Below are 15,427 nucleotides of genomic sequence, written 5' to 3'. Positions count from 1 at the left end.
GACAAGACCTTACCCGTATAAAGTGTCCGTATAAAAATTATGAGCCGCAAAGGTCAATCCATAACCCTATCTATTTCAGAACGAGATAAAACCCAGTTGCAAGAACTCGCCCTAGAACTGGGGAAGACGTGGGGCGATCGCCCGAATATCTCCCGACTGGTGGAGGCGATCGCCCGGGGTGAGCTGCAAATTGCCCCGAATAATGACTGGTCAAATACCCGGATAGAAGCCCTCAATTGTGCCTTGGATGCCCTCACCGATGCCGGGAGGATTTTGGAAGCGCAGGCGATCGCCCAACTGTTGCAAGAACGAAGCGAACTCTCTATCCCCCTCCGCAACAAAATCGAACGTTTTCTGGAGACTCCCCCTCACCCTTGGCGCATCGAACTCAATCGCTATATCCTCCGCCAGCAACCTTTTCAACTCTCCTATCAAGATGCCACAGGACGTCTGTGGACCTTTACCGTTCGTCATGCCCAGATTAACCGGCATGAAGAACGGCAATATTTGGACTGTTGGTGCGAGGAAACCGAACACAATCTGGACATCCCAGAACTGATCCATAACTGGTGTTTGCGTTTAGACCGCATTCCTGACGCCGCCATTTTCCCTATTCAGGTTCCGTGGCGTCCCCAGCTTGATCAGATAGCGGTGGAAATCCACTTGTACAATCGATTAGCTTTTGCCTATAAACCCAAACCGGGGGATATCTCCGCAGACTGGTTAGAAAATCAGGTTAAGCAGGTGGTGCGTCGCATCTCTAGTACCTACTGGTTTATCCGGGAAGTCCAGCGAGAAGCCCCAGATATGATGGTCGTGGGACCCCAGTCTGTGCGCGATCGCATCCGGGAAAAATTACTGGCACTCTGCCAACACTATGAAAATTCCTAGGGATTGCCCCCATCCTAGAAGAGGCCCCTTGACCTAAATCGGGGATGAGTTCACGGGGACCTGAAACCGGGTTTTTGGCTTAAATTAGTGCAAGCTAGGCCCAGATTTTTTCCAGGAATCCGGTTTCTAACCGTTACGGGGCCGATGTTTGAAGGAAATCACCCTAACCCCGGTGGCTGTGGGGTGCTTGTGTTGATTTCGTGAAACCGGCACTTGCCAAAATTGACTCCTTGCTGCTAATCAATGAAAGCAGAGATAAAATTAAGTTTTGTAACGTGAGGAGTAAAAATGTACATCGTACAGATTGCCTCGGAATGCGCCCCGGTGATTAAAGCGGGCGGATTGGGGGATGTGGTTTATGGGTTAAGCCGAGAGTTAGAGAATCGGGGTCATACGGTGGAACTGATTCTGCCCAAATATGATTGTATGCGCTATGACCATATTTGGGGCCTTCATGATGCCTATAAGGACTTGTTTGTGCCTTGGTATGGGGGGGCGGTTCACTGTTCGGTCTATTGTGGATGGGTTCACGGGCGGGTTTGCTTCTTTATAGAACCCCATTGCGAAGATAATTTCTTTAACCGGGGTTGTTACTACGGGTGTAGTGATGATAATATGCGCTTTGCTTTCTTTAGCAAGGCGGCTTTAGAGTTTCTCCTCAGAAGTAATAAGCGACCGGATGTCATTCATTGTCATGACTGGCAAACGGGTTTAATTCCAGTCTTATTGTACGAAATCTACAAGTATAATGGGATGTGGACTCAGCGGGTTTGCTATACGATTCACAACTTTAAACATCAAGGGATGGCGGGTTCAGAGGTACTTAGAGCAACGGGTCTGAATCAAGATGCTTATTACTTCCAATACGATCGCCTCCGGGATAATTTCAATCCCTTTGCTATAAATCTCATGAAAGGCGGCATTGTTTATTCTAATGCGGTGACGACGGTTTCCCCTCACCATGCTTGGGAAGCCCATTACACTGAGGTGGGTTCCGGATTGGGTCATACGTTACATTTGCATCAGGATAAGTTTACCGGGGTTCTGAATGGGATTGATTATGATTTCTGGAATCCGGAAATAGACCGCTACATTCCTGAGCATTACAGTATTGATGATTTTGAGGGCAAGCAGCAAGCGAAGAAAGCGCTGCGATCGCAATTATTGTTACGCGATGAAGATAAACCCATTATTGCCTATATTGGACGCCTGGATCAACAAAAAGGTGTGCATTTAGTGCATCATGCTATGTACTATGCCTTAAGTAAAGGGGCGCAGTTTGTCCTCCTGGGTTCAGCGACGGAACCGGCGATTAATGACCATTTCTGGCATGAGAAACAGTTTTTAAATGATAATCCCGACTGTCATTTGGAGTTGGGCTTTAATGAGGAGTTATCCCATCTCATTTATGCCGGTTCGGATATGATTCTAGTTCCGAGTAATTATGAACCCTGTGGTTTAACCCAGATGATTGGCTTGAAATATGGTACGGTTCCCATTGTGCGAGGGGTTGGGGGATTGGTGAATACGGTATTTGACCGTGATTATGACCAGAATAAGCCGCCAGAAAAACGTAATGGCTATGTGTTTTATGAAACGGATGAGGCTGCGGTGGAGTCGGCCCTGGGTCGGGCGATCGATTTATGGTATGAGTCACCGCAAGAGTTTCGTCAACTCGCAATTCAGGGTATGGAATATGACTACTCTTGGAATTATCCCGGAAAAAATTATGTAGAGATTTACGACTCCATCCGGCATCAATAATTAAGGGAAATCACGCCGAATAACCCAGGCAAAACAAACCACTTATACCGAAGGCGAGTCAGGTAAAACTTCACAGTTTTTGACTCGCCTTCGGTATTTATTTTGGGTAGAGTGGCTCTTTTCTAAGTTTAGAAATATTGAGGGAATTCTGGGGATAGGGATGCCTTCTCGCTTAGAGTTTTTTCGGGGGAAGGGCGACGATGGACAACCAATAGTTACATAAACTTTGCATGGCAACTGCCAATTTGTCGAAGGTTAAGGGGTTGACGATAAAGGAGTTAGCACCGGCATCGTAGCATTTAGAAATATCTTCTTCATGATAAGAACTACTCAGGATAACAACAGGAATAGTCTTGAGAATGGGGTCAGATTTAATTTCGTTTAATGCCTCTCGTCCGTCGAGTTTGGGCATATTTAGATCGAGTAAAAGGAGGTCGGGAAAAGGGGAATTAAGGGGGTCCTGATAAGGCCCACGCCGATAGAGATAGTCGAGGAGTTGCTCTCCATCTTCTACAAAAAATAGGGCGAGGTTGGCGCGAACTTCCTGAAACGCTTCTTCAATTAAGAGACAGAAGGAGGAATCGTCATTGGCGATTAAAATAGTGTGGGGGTTTAGGGCTGAATTCATAGCTGGGGTCTCGATAAGATTTGGGGTTTAGGGTTTGGATATAAAAATTAGGGCTAGTTATAAGGTAGGCTCTTCTATGAAAGGATTCTCTTGTTTTTTATGAGCCGGTATGGTAAAGTAAAATGTTGAACCCTGTAATGAACAAGATTCAACCCAAATTTTCCCCCCATGCAGTTCGACAATTTTTTTACAAATAGCTAGTCCGATGCCTGTTCCCGGGTACTCTTTGTCGGAATGGAGGCGCTGAAAAATTTGAAATATGCGTTCTCCGTGTTTGGTTTCTATTCCAATTCCATTATCCTGAATCGAGAAGATCCACATATCCTCCTGTAGAGAGACCCTAATATCGATCCGGGGTGACATCCTGGGATGCCGGTATTTCAGGGCGTTACTAATTAAGTTTTGAAACAATTGTAATAACCCCATGCTATTGCCGACGATCGCGGGTAAAGGGTCATAGGTGATCAGGGCTTGTGTCTCGTTGATTGGGGTTTCGAGATTCGCCAGGACTTGGAATAATACCCGATCGCAGTTGACCGTTTCAAAGACTTGTGCCATTCTCCCCACTCGGGAATATTGCAGTAAGTCATCAATCAATTTTTGCATCCTCAAACTACCCGTGATAATGCGATCAATAAACTGAAGGGCTTTGCCATCGAGTTTATCTGGGTAACGGTTTTGTAACAGTTGGGCAAAGCTGGCAATGGTTCCTAATGGCGCTTGTAAGTCATGGGAAACCACATAAGCAAATTGTTCAAGTTCATGATTAGACCGTTTCATTTCCTGGTTTAACTCCAGTAACTGCTGTTCGATGGCTTTACGCTCTCGAATTTCTTGTTCAAGTCGAATATTTTGCTCTTTCAGTTTATTTTGCAGTCGCAGAATTTGTAGTTGGGTTTCGACCCGCGCCACCACTTCTTTAACTTGAAACGGTTTAGTGATATAGTCTACTCCCCCGACATTAAAAGCATGGACCTTCTCAAGCGTCTCTTCAATCACGCTTAAAAAAATCACGGGAATTTCGGCGGTTTCCGGATTGGCTTTGAGTTGTTCACAAACTTGATAGCCGTTCATTTCAGGCATTTGGATATCGAGAAAGATCAGGTCAGGAGGATGGCTGAGGCAAACTCGGAGGGCCATCGCGCCAGTGGTCACGCACCGGACTTTATAACCCTTGTCTTTCAGAATATTTAAAAGCAAGCGGAGGTTATCTGGGCGATCGTCTACTAATAAAATATCTCCGATGGGATCGGTCATATTACGGATACTGATGATTTTGTATTTATTATCCCTCACAGAATCGCTTCGAGGGCAAATTAATTTGGATTCGGTAGCAGTCGCCTAGCCTATTTCTTTACCCTGCGGCCTACATTCAGGCCAATTTTATCAGCGGCGACCCTTGACAGTAGGGGTCAACTACGACTCAGCCTCTGAAGACTCTCTGGAGGTAACATTGGACTGATAACGAACTCTCAAATCAGCCGGAGAACCTCGGAACCGGATTCCCCCGGGACCAGCAACTTGGTTCCTTGGCTAGATTTGTTACAGAAGGCTACAGATTTGCTTAAGAAATTGGGTTTCTAACCAATCCTGTACTCACGGCCTAAAATAAATACAGATTCTTCTTGTCCCGGGAAAAAAGCCCAAGCGGGTTGAATATTTCCTGAGTGGGGGGATATTTTTCATGTTCCCGTAGCCGAACACAAAACCATGAGCAAAATCTCCGAAATCGGCTTGTTAGTTGAGCAATTGGGGTTAAAGAGATATCCCAAATTGCGGGGTTCTCTGAAAATTTTCCTGGCGATCGCGTTGCTGGGGGTAACTGTGCGGATGTTGCCTTATTTAGCACCGATCCCCGCTGAAGATATTGCCCAAAGTGAACAAGCGGTTTCCTTTCGCGATCGCAATGGACTCCCCCTCGGTACCCTGCTCACCCGGGACCAAGATCATACCGCTGTAGTCGCACTTGATCAGGTTTCTAAACCATTTCTCCAGGCAATTATTGCGGCAGAGGATAAGCGCTATTATCAACATGGTGCGATCGATTTACAAGCGATCGCCCGGGCAGTTTTAGAAGCGGTACAAGCGCGATCGCTGGTTTCTGGCGCATCCACCATTACCATGCAATTGGCGCGGATGCTAGAACCGGCCCCTCGCACATTGCCCAATAAACTGGGTGAAGTTTGGCTGTCTTGGCGATTGTTTGCCGGGATGAACCGGGATGAAATTCTCCAGGCTTATATTAACCGGCTGCCAATGGGGGGTAACATATATGGTGTAGAAGCGGCGGCGCGGACTTATTTCGGACTACCGGCTTCGGAACTGAACTTAGCTCAGGGGAGTATTCTCGCCGCGATTCCCAATGCACCCAATTATTATAATCCCTATTCTAATTGGCGATCGCTCAAAAAGCGGCAGCGGTATGTTTTGGATCGCATGATCGCCGATGGTTATATTACCCCAGAGGAAGCGACTCGGGCGGAACAAGAAGAAATCCAGGTTTTATTACCCGATCGCGCTATTATCGCCGCCCCTCACTTTCTATTTTGGCTCGCCGAACGCTTGCCGGACGGGGTGTCTACCGTACAAACAACCCTGGACCGCCCATTGCAACAGTTTGTCCAAACTCAGGTGCAGGAAGTGGTCCGGTCCTTAGTGGCTCATCAAGTGAATCATGCCGCAGCGTTAGTGATTGATAATCACACGGGGGAAGTGTTGGCTTATGTCGGATCTCCCAATTACTTCGCCGATGCGCAACAGGGGCGGAATGATGGGGTACAGGCATTACGCCAACCGGGTTCGGCGCTCAAACCGTTTTTGTATCAGTTTGCCTTAGAAATTGGCGCGATCGCCCCGAATCAGATTTTAGCGGATGTTCCCACCCATTATGCCATACCGGGCGCGCAGTTGTATAGTCCGGTAGATTATAGTGAAAAGTTTTTAGGGCCGGTACGGGTGCGGGCGGCGTTGGCAAATTCACTGAATGTACCCACGGTGAGAGTTTTGGAACAGGTAGGGGTGGAGCGGTTTTTAGGTCGGCTGCATCAATTGGGGTTTGAGCATCTCACAAAATCTCCAGACTATTATGGGTTAGGGTTAGCTTTGGGGAGTGGGGAAGTGAGTTTATGGGAGTTGGCGCGGGCTTATGTGGCGATCGCCCGCAATGGGGATTTGATGCCGTTGTCGGTGACTCCGGGCAGTCGCCTCCCCGCTTCCTCCGCACCTCCGCTGCCGGAATCCTCCTATTGGGCGCTGATTGGGGATATGTTGAGCGATCGCTATGCGCGATCGCAGGCGTTTGGGGTAGAGTCCGTCCTCAGTTTACCATTTCCCGCAGCAGTGAAAACCGGCACTTCTTCCGATTATCGGGATACTTGGACGGTGGGATATACGGTGGATTATACCGTAGCCACTTGGGTGGGGAATTTTAGTGGCGATCGCATGAGAAAAGTATCCGGAGTCACAGGTGCGGCCCCTTTGTGGAATCGCATTATGTTACATCTCCATGAAACTCGGGAACCGGCTGCCTTGCCAACTCCGGAACATTTGGTTCAGTATCCCATTTGTGCCGTCACGGGACTAAAACCCCAGGCCGATTGTCCAGCAGTGGTTCTGGAATATTTAGCCCCGGAACATTTGAGTGCGTATAATCGGGGAGAAGAGTTTGAGTTATCTGCGGAGTATAATAGCTGGTTGGCAAGGCAAAGTCAACCTCAACAGTCGGGCGATCGGCTGAAAATTGCTTTCCCTGAAAACGATGATTATTTTATCTTAGATTCCAGAGATTCTGCGCCACGCATTCAATTTAAGTTAGCCGTTGCACCGAAGACTCCGATAGAATGGTGGTTAAGCGGTCCATCGGGGAAACAAAAACTGAACCATGAGGCGAATCATGCTTTATTTTGGCCGATGGAGGTGGGGAAATGGACGTTAGAAGTTAAAAGCGGAAACTTGAGCGATCGGGTAACTTTTCAAGTGCAACCTCCAGATAATCGACCCAGCCGCCAAGGATTTCGAGTCAGCAGTGAGGAGGAAAAATGAGGTTTATTTCGGTTTTTTCAGTATTTATTGTAAAGATTTTCTAATCATTTTAAAAACCGAGAATAGGGCTTTAAACAGCTCCATTCTCGGCTGGGGTTTAGAAAAACAAAATTGAAATTAAACGCCGGATGTAGTCAGAAGTTAATTCACTTTATTTTTTGAGGCTGATGTGATCAGCTTGTTCGGCAAGGAATTGGGCATTTCTTGCCAACAATTTGAACAAAACCAGTAAGAACCGCCTTGGCGGATATGGTGTAATAAAGAGCCATTACAACAAGGACATTGATTGCTGACTTTCATGTAAATACACCTCCTATTTTATTTCAAAAGTTTTAGGCAATGACGGTCAATTTATCCTTGAAATGACCATTTTGGTGAATGGTTTTTGAGAGTGCAAGACGGTAAGCAGCTTCGTATCCATCAACCATTGTAGCAATGCTAAACTGGCTAACGACGCGATCGCGGCAAGCTTGGCGATCAAGCTTCATGACGGCAGGAATCGCGGCAATCATTTCTTCGATGGTGTTGCAGACAATGCCCGTTTTACCGTGGGCAATCACTTCGGGAACGGAACCCAGATTCATGGCAATCAGTGGGGTTCCTGTACACATCGATTCAATCATCACCAAACCAAAGGGTTCTCTCCAGGTAATCGGGAACAGAGTAGCGACGGCATTGCCAATTAGATCCACCTTTTGTTGATGGTTTGTTTCCCCTAAATATTCAATTTGGGTGCCATCAATTTGGGGCTTAATTTCATTTTCGTAGAATTTTTTGTCTACGGCATCAACTTTACCGGCAATTTTCAAATGCCATCCAGTTGCTTTGGCGATCGCGATCGCATGATGAATCCCTTTTTCTGGGGAAATTCTGCCTAAAAATGCCAAATAGGGCGGGTCCTGGGGCTTAGGAAAGAACGGATAGGCTTCGATATCAATCCCATTATAAACTGTCCCTAAATAATTCAATTCAGGTCCACCTTCGCGTTGAGCGTTGGTGATGCTAATATAACCCTGGTTGCCATACTTTTGATACAATTTCCGGCTATCGGCGCTAAAGTTCCCATGTAGGGTATGTACCACAGAGGTTTTCATCAGTTCCGCCAAAGGCAATGCCGAGTATCCATTGTGAAAGTGGATAATATCAAACTGGGAAGCCATTTCATAAATGCGGTTGAGTTGCAGCATATCATACACTGCCGGTTCTTTCACCGTGGGGTCCAGACGTAAAGCGCGGGGAACCACCGATTCCAAGTGAGCTAAAGTGTGGGAATCTCCAGAGGCAAATAAAGTGACATCATGACCCCGACGGACTAATTCATCGGTTATATGGCTAACAACTAATTCGATACCCCCATAACCTGGGGGGGGAACTCGTTCTGCTAAAGGTGAAACTTGAGCAATTCGCATATCTCTCTCCTCGGTGGTAAATGCAGTTCAATTCAATAATTAATGAACTAGAAAATAGCAATTAACGCATCTATCTTTAGATAGACTTTTAGGTTTGAACCAGAATACTTGTGCGAGGTTTAAGCGCTATTCCAGTTGAAACAATTGCTATTTCGTAGAAACTACTCATAGCAAGCATTTTTACCTTGTTGATTGCCTATGCTCAAAACTTAACGTGACTCTTCATGGGATGGGTAGTAGTATTAACCGTACCAATCTTTGCGTAGTAGTCCAGGGAACGGTTAAAAATTTAAGACCGGAGTTTTCAAAATTCCCTTAAGATTTCAATGCTTTGAGCCGTAAGAGATCCGCTGAAATTTCCAGTGGAGAAGTTGGAGGAGTCCCTGCGGGAAGATAATTGGCGGTTTACGCTATTCCTGCAATTGACTATCTTGATTCTATTTAAGTTTTGTTAATATTATTGATTGCAAATAAAAATCAAACCCGGGGTCTGGTTCGGTAAACCCTACTTAATCCCCTCTTGATTTATTCAGATTTGAGGTTTTAGCTGGAACCCTGGCAATAATTCAATGACTGATTTTAACTGATCTATAATCGAGAGTTATAATGCAACAGCAGCGTAAATTTGGCCCGGTTTCCAACGAAAAAGAGGCAGAAAACCTCGGATTAATGCTTTGCCATAGCTTCAATTTTACGGGGTGGGAACTGTTTCGCGATCGCATTGGTATCAAAAACTACCGAGCAATTTGGGAAGGCAACCAAATCATCGGCGGATTAGGACTGTATCCAATGGCACAATGGTGGGGTGGAAATCCCGTTACAATGGCAGGAATTGCGGCAGTGGGGGTTGCTCCCGAACATCGCGGGACGGGGGTAGCAGAAGAACTGCTTAGACATACCCTCCAAGAGATTTATAATAATCAAATTCCATTGTCAGTTCTCTATCCAGCGACGCAGGTTCTTTATCGAAAAGTAGGCTATGAACAGGCGGGAAGTCTGTGTAAGTGGCAACTCCCCATTAATAGCATTCGGATGCGCGATCGCACCCTGACAATGTACCCCGTCGAACCCATTTTATCCGAGGCGATCGCCGCACTGTATCAGCAACAGGCAGCTACTTGTAATGGCAATCTTGATCGCCACCCCGGAATCTGGGAGAACATCTTTAAACCGATCCCCGAAGAAACCCTTTATGCCGACTTAATCGGCGAACCCGACGACTGGCAAGGCTATATTATCTATAGTCAACGGAGAGAAGGGAACTCCCAAACCCTTGCGATCGCCGATTGGGTTGCCTTAACCCCTGCTGCCATCCGTCGCCTCTGGACCTTCATCGCCGATTTTCGCTCACAATTTACCAACGTCATTTGGCGGAGTTCTCCCCTTGACCCATTTTTGTTATGCCTCCCCGAACAAACCGGAAAAATTACAGAATTCTCTCACTGGATGTTACGCATCGTCGATGTCCCTTTATCCTTGCAACAACGGGGTTATCCCATCGGCATCGAAGCAGAATTACATTTAGAAGTCCAGGATAATATCTTGTCTGAAAATAATGGAAAATTCATCCTCACCGTATCCAATGGCAAAGGCGAAGTAACACCCGGAGGACGTGGGGACTTAATCTTAGATGTGCGGGGATTAGCACCTCTTTATACAGGCTTTTTCACCCCCCATCAACTCTATTTAAGCGGTCATCTTCAAGGAAACCCTGGTACATTATCCATCGCCTCTCAGCTCTTTTCAGGACCCCATCCTTGGATGACAGATATGTTTTAGAAAGCAAAAAACTTAGGTAATTGGCATCTGAATGGATGATAAAAAAGCCGAAAAACTCGCCTCTTGTCGTTTTTAGAGATTTGTAGTATAAAAATTAAGTTGAAGTGACGCATAGGCAAGCGCTGCTCTCAAATCATCCATTTCCAGATCGGGGAGTTCCTCTAAAATCTGTTTGGAACTAAGCCCAACTGCACACAAATCCAGAACATCAGACACTCGAATTCTCATGCAACGAATACAGGGAGGGCCCACACACTATTTAGGGTTTATGGTAATTCTTTCCACTAGGTTTGAGATAATCAAACAACCTCCATAAAATTAGTGTTTATAGAAAATTACGTTCATTATTTTCTATAATAAATAGAGCTTTTGAGTTAATGTTCTTCAAGGGTTTATAGGAAAGTGAGTTATTTGAATAACGATTTAAGGTTATCTTTATAAATACACAAAAAGTTTTCTGCATGACTGGCTCCGATTTTTTGGATTTCTACAGGAAAAAAACTTAAAAATGAGGTTTTTCCGGTAATCTTAAAAAGGGCTGCACCTTTAGCCGTCCCCGCATGAAGATAGACTAAATCGGGTGCTAGATTTAACCACATTCCCAAGCGTTGAGCCACATCGTAAGCTGTGGTTTCTCCTAATCCTTTAACCCGACAAGTCACTGACTCTACCCAGTCATGAAGTTCTGCAAAGGTTTTAAACTGCTGTGCTTGCTTACCATCGTGGCGAGATACGTTCAAGCCTTCTGCTAATTTATTAGAAGGGACCCGGTACTGATGGCGGTGCTTTTTTCCATCCGCAAATCGAGAAAGCCAAGCTCGTTCCAAGGCTGCATCCCAAGTCAGGGTGCGATCGCCCCACCATTGGGCTTGATCTTGATAATAAGTTCCGAAATCACCGAGATAATCATTCACCCAATCAGCAAGAGTGCGTTGATTTTGACTAGCCGGATTGCTATCACAAGAATGACCGCCTAGTTTGCCAGATGTTTGCTTGCAATCCCCACTCATAGCTTCCTTTAATTTAAAAAATTTAGCGGATTTTAAATAGCTCTAGCTTATTTATAGCACCATTTGATTGTTAAAAGCGTTAAACTCTGTAAAGATTTTTCCCTTGTTATGTAGGTATGTCCAGTAAGGTTGATCCCGGAAGCTCTGTTGCGTCAAGCACTCTTGGCGGCTTAAAACATCTATACCTCGTCCAGCAGCGTGACGCACTTAAGCCACATCACAAGAAAAATCAGTTATAAGGAGTGCGTCAGCAGACGCAAACGCACTCCTTATCGCATCTTTAACTCATAAATTGGGGAACCGCCCTCGTATTAAGTCCCCCCAGTTTGAGGAATCAAAATTGTTCGGTTTCCTAACTTTTCCTCAAACCTCAGATTGTTTTTCAAAGCAATTAAATCCCAGTATTCAAAGCTATCAAATCCAAAGGCTTTCTGAGACAATTGCGGTAAGCTATCTCCGGATTCAGGTTGATAGGAAACCCAAGTATAAGTTTTGCCATCTAGGGTAAAACTGGGAGACTTTTGCAACCATTGCTGATATCGGTTATCTCGATTCAAGTCTAAGCGAGATGTCATCTGATGCAAGGCTTTTTGCCAGAGTTGGTATCCCGCTTGGCTCAAATGGATACCGTCCGTGGTTAACTCGCGCTGTAATCTATCTTCGTCGTTGGTAAAGCCGGAATTCAGGTCTAAATAGATTGCGCCTTCGGATTTGGCGATCGCCGCGAGTTCGAGATTAATTTTACGAATTCTGGTATTAGGAAGTGCCGCCAGTCGCGTGGGTAAAATCGATTGCACCACCACTTTAGCCGGGGGGTGAATCAGTTGCAGTTCCCGGACTGTATAATAAATATTATCTGCAATACTGGCATCCGGTCTACCTTGACGCAAATCGTTAATGCCTGCTAGGATATAAATGGTATGAGGTTTAGTCTCGGAAAATGTCCACAATCGCTTTAAAATTCCGCTGGTATTATCCCCGGAAATTCCTTGATTGAGCCACAATCTTCCCGGCGGCAGGAGTTCGGGGGGAAACCACATGGAAATCGAATCCCCTAATAAAATCGACAACTGATTAGAACCCTGTCCCTTGGTAATTGCGTAAGCTTCCGAAGCTAATAGATTGGTCCAATCCTGATAGGTGGGTTGACCGATCGCTTGTTCCCATACTGATTTAAAGCTATCCGGTGGGAGTAGGGTATAAGTCCTACCAACTTTCAACCCTTCCATCCGTTGTAAATACATTTGAATTCCAGAAGTCGGTCGATTCATGAGTAACCCCTCACTATGCCTGGAATTCTAAGATAAGGGCATAAATTGAGGTTGAGTTGAGGCAGTGGACATTTTCGCAAGCGGCTGTGTTTAGGGCGATCGCCAAGAGGGAACCCCACCCTAACCCTCCCCTTGCCAAGGGGAGGGGACCGGAAATGCAGTTATGCTTAAAAGCCCTCCTGTTGTAAGTCTGAAACTCTCCCTATTTTTTCAGTTTATATGCCTGCCGCAATTCGACTAATGCTGTCTCGGATAACCCAGATTGCAGGGAACGAATCAACAATCCCCAAGCCTGTAACTGTTCTAATCGTTGGGATTTTTGGAGTTGAATCTGATAAAATTGTGTCCAAAACTCCGGTGCATAATGACTTCGCCACCCCTTGCGCCAGCGTTGATGCCACCGCGCTAAATCCGGCAGGGTGGGTGATGCCACTCCTAAAATTGGCGGAAAGTCGGAATAACTCACAAACTGACTCACACCTTTGCCATGCACATAGACGACATGGCGCATACAATCAATGCGATAAATGCTCCCCTTGATAGATGGTCCCTAACTTGGATGGATAATTCCTGTCTGAGATAGACAATGGCTGTCGTTGAGCCTGACTGGGTTGGATAGGACCTCGGTTTAGTAGCCAATGGCTTGAACCGGGTTATACTGTCCAGGCTTGTTTTAGGAGCGATCGCCTGTTAGTTTTCCAGGCCGGAGGGCGATCGCTTTCTCATATCAAACTCTGATATGATGCAATTGCATCACCTGTCAGGTATGGGTTTAGTTAGATTGAAAATTCGGGAATTAGCGGAGGAAAAGGTCTGGATCCTCAAAGAAGTCGCCGATCGCTCCGGGATTGTGTACAGTATCGTCAGAAGCTATGCAAGGCGTCTGGCGATCGCCACCGTTGATTTTACCGCCCTCCACAAATTAGCCCGAACCTTCGATGTTCTGATAGAAGACTGGGTAGAAATTATCGAAGAATAGCAAACGGGTTCCGGTGTTCGCCGCCTCTGAGAATCGCGATGATCCGTTGATAGGATCTGGATGGGCGAACGGTGGGACTTTACCCGACCCGGATTGAACAGGTGCAATCAGGGCACTAAACCCCGATTTGTGGTGTTTTTCTCGCCAATGATGGGAGTAGCAGGCAGAGGCTGCCATTGGTGAAAAATAGGCGGGATGACTTCTAGCTGTACTGAGGCAGATCGCTTAATATATGGGTTAACTCAGAGTAAAAACCCGGGGTTCAGGGTTGGGAATTCTGGGGGGGTTGGGGATCCCTGAATGGAAGTGGCGGGAATTGTCCCATCGAGATCCAAGTCAGTTGAGACAAAAGGACCTAGGTGATCGCCAGCCACCCCTCGGACCTCATCAATGCCGGTTCATCTGTGAGTCATGTTAAACAGGAAACTCCCTTAACAATCTAACTCAATAAATTGCCATGCATACTATTCAATCTGGGACTACTCAGGAGCATCAAGAAAAGCTAGTTGCACTCAAATCATACTTTATGACCCTGATTTCCCACGAACTGAGAACTCCCTTAACGACGATTTTATTATCAGCCGATTTACTCGAATGTTATAGCAATAGCTGGTCTGATGAGAAAAAACTAAAGCACGTTCAGCAAATCCAAACCGCTGCGCTGGAAATTACCAAGCTGATTGAGAGCGAACACTTTACAGAAACGCTCCAAAAAGTAGCCAGTGAAATTCACTAAGTGTTTTAATACATTTTACACCTCTTCTCTCCTTTTTTGTTGGAGAGAAGTTGAGCCCATGAGTTGAAAACCGCTGCTCTAAAATCCCCATAAACCGGGGAAAACCCGAAGCGATCGCCCCGATAATGCCTGTCACGCCCCGGACTCGACTCCTGGCGACCCGCATGATTAGGGCGCTCTCCACGGTGAACCGGCGATCGCACAAAAAAACCCCCAAATGGGGGCAAATCTGATCCAAGAGGGAAGTCACCTCCCCAAGGAGGTATAACATCCTGATTAGAACAAATACAGAATCGTAAACAACACAATCCAGACCACATCAACAAAGTGCCAGTAAAGTTCTGCTGCTTCTGGTCCAAAGTGACTGGCGCTAGAATAATGACCCGCCTTCAAAGATTTCCATAAGACTGCCAAAATCAACAGCAATCCAAAGGTGACGTGCAATCCGTGAAAGCCCGTTAGCACATAAAACGTGCTCGTAAAGATATTATCCGCCAAACCAAAGCCGGTATGAAAATATTCATACAACTGACCCACGAGGAACACCGCCCCCATGAGGGCCGTGAGACCGAACCAAAATCTTAGTCCCTTGACATCATTCTTCTTAATCGCCGCATTGCCGCGATTCATCACAAAACTGCTGGAAATCAGGATAATCGTATTGACTCCCGGCAGCAACAGTTCCATTTCTGGTGTTCCTTCCGGGGGCCATTCCGGGGTTACCGAGCGAAAAGTGAGATAAGCGGCGAATAGTCCCAAGAAAATCATCGACTCTGCCACCAGAAACATGATGATTCCAAAAATTCGATGATCCGGATGGTCACCATGATGACCCCCGTGGGTTCCCGCACTATGTTCGGCTTGTATAGCCGCGTTGCTGCTATCAATTGTCCCTTGCATAAGCCATCGTCTGTTGTAG

14 protein-coding genes are annotated in these 15,427 nt (G+C 46.1%); 6 read left to right on the top strand and 8 right to left on the bottom strand.

Translation table 11 applies throughout. The features are described 5' to 3' along the window. Positions 1–39: 39 nt before the first annotated feature. Both NG796_RS21990 and glgA read left to right on the top strand, forming a co-directional pair. Positions 40–891: a WYL domain-containing protein gene (locus tag NG796_RS21990; protein WP_261209267.1), complete on the top strand. Its 852-nt coding sequence runs from the start codon at positions 40–42 to the stop codon at positions 889–891. A 288-nt stretch (positions 892–1,179) separates the two neighbouring features. Then, complete coding sequence (gene glgA, locus NG796_RS21985; protein WP_261209266.1) at positions 1,180–2,655, top strand: glycogen synthase GlgA; 1,476 nt, start codon at positions 1,180–1,182, stop codon at positions 2,653–2,655. Between the two features lie 172 nt (positions 2,656–2,827). On the opposite strand, the gene NG796_RS21980 is transcribed toward glgA, so the two are convergent. Together NG796_RS21980 and NG796_RS21975 are read right to left on the bottom strand one after the other, a co-directional pair. Continuing rightward, on the bottom strand, positions 2,828–3,283 hold the full coding sequence (locus tag NG796_RS21980; protein WP_261209265.1) for a response regulator: 456 nt from the start codon (positions 3,281–3,283) through the stop codon (positions 2,828–2,830). A gap of 57 nt (positions 3,284–3,340) precedes the next feature. Continuing rightward, positions 3,341–4,540 (bottom strand): ATP-binding protein, encoded by a 1,200-nt coding sequence (locus tag NG796_RS21975; RefSeq protein WP_261209263.1) that lies wholly within the window; start codon positions 4,538–4,540, stop codon positions 3,341–3,343. A 453-nt stretch (positions 4,541–4,993) separates the two neighbouring features. On the opposite strand from NG796_RS21975, the gene pbpC reads away from it, so the two are divergent. After that, positions 4,994–7,324, top strand: a complete 2,331-nt coding sequence (gene pbpC, locus NG796_RS21970; RefSeq protein ID WP_261209262.1) for a penicillin-binding protein 1C — start codon at positions 4,994–4,996, stop codon at positions 7,322–7,324. Positions 7,325–7,656: 332 nt separating this feature from the next. Here pbpC and NG796_RS21965 read toward each other — a convergent pair whose 3' ends face one another. After that, a complete protein-coding gene (locus NG796_RS21965) occupies positions 7,657–8,733 on the bottom strand; it encodes a glycosyltransferase family 4 protein (RefSeq protein WP_261209260.1) in 1,077 nt (358 codons plus the stop codon). Between the two features lie 606 nt (positions 8,734–9,339). Here NG796_RS21965 and eis point away from each other — a divergent pair. Continuing rightward, positions 9,340–10,512 carry an enhanced intracellular survival protein Eis gene (gene eis / locus NG796_RS21960; RefSeq protein WP_261209259.1) on the top strand — a complete coding sequence of 391 codons (1,173 nt, stop codon included), beginning with the start codon at positions 9,340–9,342 and terminating at the stop codon, positions 10,510–10,512. Positions 10,513–10,584: 72 nt separating this feature from the next. Here eis and NG796_RS21955 read toward each other — a convergent pair whose 3' ends face one another. The 4 genes from NG796_RS21955 to NG796_RS21940 all read right to left on the bottom strand — a co-directional run bounded on the left by NG796_RS21955 (position 10,585) and on the right by NG796_RS21940 (position 13,304). Beyond that, positions 10,585–10,764 (bottom strand): DUF433 domain-containing protein, encoded by a 180-nt coding sequence (locus NG796_RS21955; protein ID WP_261209257.1) that lies wholly within the window; start codon positions 10,762–10,764, stop codon positions 10,585–10,587. Between the two features lie 155 nt (positions 10,765–10,919). Then, positions 10,920–11,522, bottom strand: a complete 603-nt coding sequence (locus tag NG796_RS21950; RefSeq protein ID WP_261209255.1) for a hypothetical protein — start codon at positions 11,520–11,522, stop codon at positions 10,920–10,922. Positions 11,523–11,833: 311 nt separating this feature from the next. Beyond that, positions 11,834–12,793: a GDSL-type esterase/lipase family protein gene (locus NG796_RS21945; protein ID WP_261209254.1), complete on the bottom strand. Its 960-nt coding sequence runs from the start codon at positions 12,791–12,793 to the stop codon at positions 11,834–11,836. 202 nt (positions 12,794–12,995) lie between these two features. Further along, complete coding sequence (locus NG796_RS21940) at positions 12,996–13,304, bottom strand: hypothetical protein (protein ID WP_261209253.1); 309 nt, start codon at positions 13,302–13,304, stop codon at positions 12,996–12,998. A gap of 255 nt (positions 13,305–13,559) precedes the next feature. Here NG796_RS21940 and NG796_RS21935 point away from each other — a divergent pair, with 255 nt between their 5' ends. Together NG796_RS21935 and NG796_RS21930 are read left to right on the top strand one after the other, a co-directional pair. Next, the gene (locus NG796_RS21935) at positions 13,560–13,772 is read left to right on the top strand and encodes an XRE family transcriptional regulator (RefSeq protein ID WP_261209252.1); all 213 of its coding nucleotides are present in this window, start codon (positions 13,560–13,562) and stop codon (positions 13,770–13,772) included. A 457-nt stretch (positions 13,773–14,229) separates the two neighbouring features. After that, positions 14,230–14,508 (top strand): histidine kinase dimerization/phospho-acceptor domain-containing protein, encoded by a 279-nt coding sequence (locus tag NG796_RS21930; RefSeq protein ID WP_261209251.1) that lies wholly within the window; start codon positions 14,230–14,232, stop codon positions 14,506–14,508. A gap of 276 nt (positions 14,509–14,784) precedes the next feature. On the opposite strand, the gene NG796_RS21925 is transcribed toward NG796_RS21930, so the two are convergent. Next, positions 14,785–15,408 carry a heme-copper oxidase subunit III gene (locus NG796_RS21925; protein WP_261209250.1) on the bottom strand — a complete coding sequence of 208 codons (624 nt, stop codon included), beginning with the start codon at positions 15,406–15,408 and terminating at the stop codon, positions 14,785–14,787. Between the last annotated feature and the right edge of the window lie 19 nt (positions 15,409–15,427).

The organism is Laspinema sp. D2d (assembly GCF_025370755.1).
GTDB lineage: Bacteria > Cyanobacteriota > Cyanobacteriia > Cyanobacteriales > Laspinemataceae > Laspinema.
Note: the sequence above shows the minus strand (reverse complement) of the source record. Positions and strands in the feature narration are given on the sequence as shown.

What these genes read in the sequence shown, in the direction of transcription:
- NG796_RS21990 (WP_261209267.1), top strand. Translation starts at nt 40, where the DNA reads ATGAGCCGCAAAGGTCAATCCATAACCCTATCTATTTCAGAACGAGAT.
- glgA (WP_261209266.1), top strand. Translation starts at nt 1,180, where the DNA reads ATGTACATCGTACAGATTGCCTCGGAATGCGCCCCGGTGATTAAAGCG.
- NG796_RS21980 (WP_261209265.1), bottom strand. Translation starts at nt 3,283, where the DNA reads ATGAATTCAGCCCTAAACCCCCACACTATTTTAATCGCCAATGACGAT.
- NG796_RS21975 (WP_261209263.1), bottom strand. Translation starts at nt 4,540, where the DNA reads ATGACCGATCCCATCGGAGATATTTTATTAGTAGACGATCGCCCAGAT.
- pbpC (WP_261209262.1), top strand. Translation starts at nt 4,994, where the DNA reads ATGAGCAAAATCTCCGAAATCGGCTTGTTAGTTGAGCAATTGGGGTTA.
- NG796_RS21965 (WP_261209260.1), bottom strand. Translation starts at nt 8,733, where the DNA reads ATGCGAATTGCTCAAGTTTCACCTTTAGCAGAACGAGTTCCCCCCCCA.
- eis (WP_261209259.1), top strand. Translation starts at nt 9,340, where the DNA reads ATGCAACAGCAGCGTAAATTTGGCCCGGTTTCCAACGAAAAAGAGGCA.
- NG796_RS21950 (WP_261209255.1), bottom strand. Translation starts at nt 11,522, where the DNA reads ATGAGTGGGGATTGCAAGCAAACATCTGGCAAACTAGGCGGTCATTCT.
- NG796_RS21945 (WP_261209254.1), bottom strand. Translation starts at nt 12,793, where the DNA reads ATGAATCGACCGACTTCTGGAATTCAAATGTATTTACAACGGATGGAA.
- NG796_RS21940 (WP_261209253.1), bottom strand. Translation starts at nt 13,304, where the DNA reads ATGCGCCATGTCGTCTATGTGCATGGCAAAGGTGTGAGTCAGTTTGTG.
- NG796_RS21935 (WP_261209252.1), top strand. Translation starts at nt 13,560, where the DNA reads ATGGGTTTAGTTAGATTGAAAATTCGGGAATTAGCGGAGGAAAAGGTC.
- NG796_RS21930 (WP_261209251.1), top strand. Translation starts at nt 14,230, where the DNA reads ATGCATACTATTCAATCTGGGACTACTCAGGAGCATCAAGAAAAGCTA.
- NG796_RS21925 (WP_261209250.1), bottom strand. Translation starts at nt 15,408, where the DNA reads ATGCAAGGGACAATTGATAGCAGCAACGCGGCTATACAAGCCGAACAT.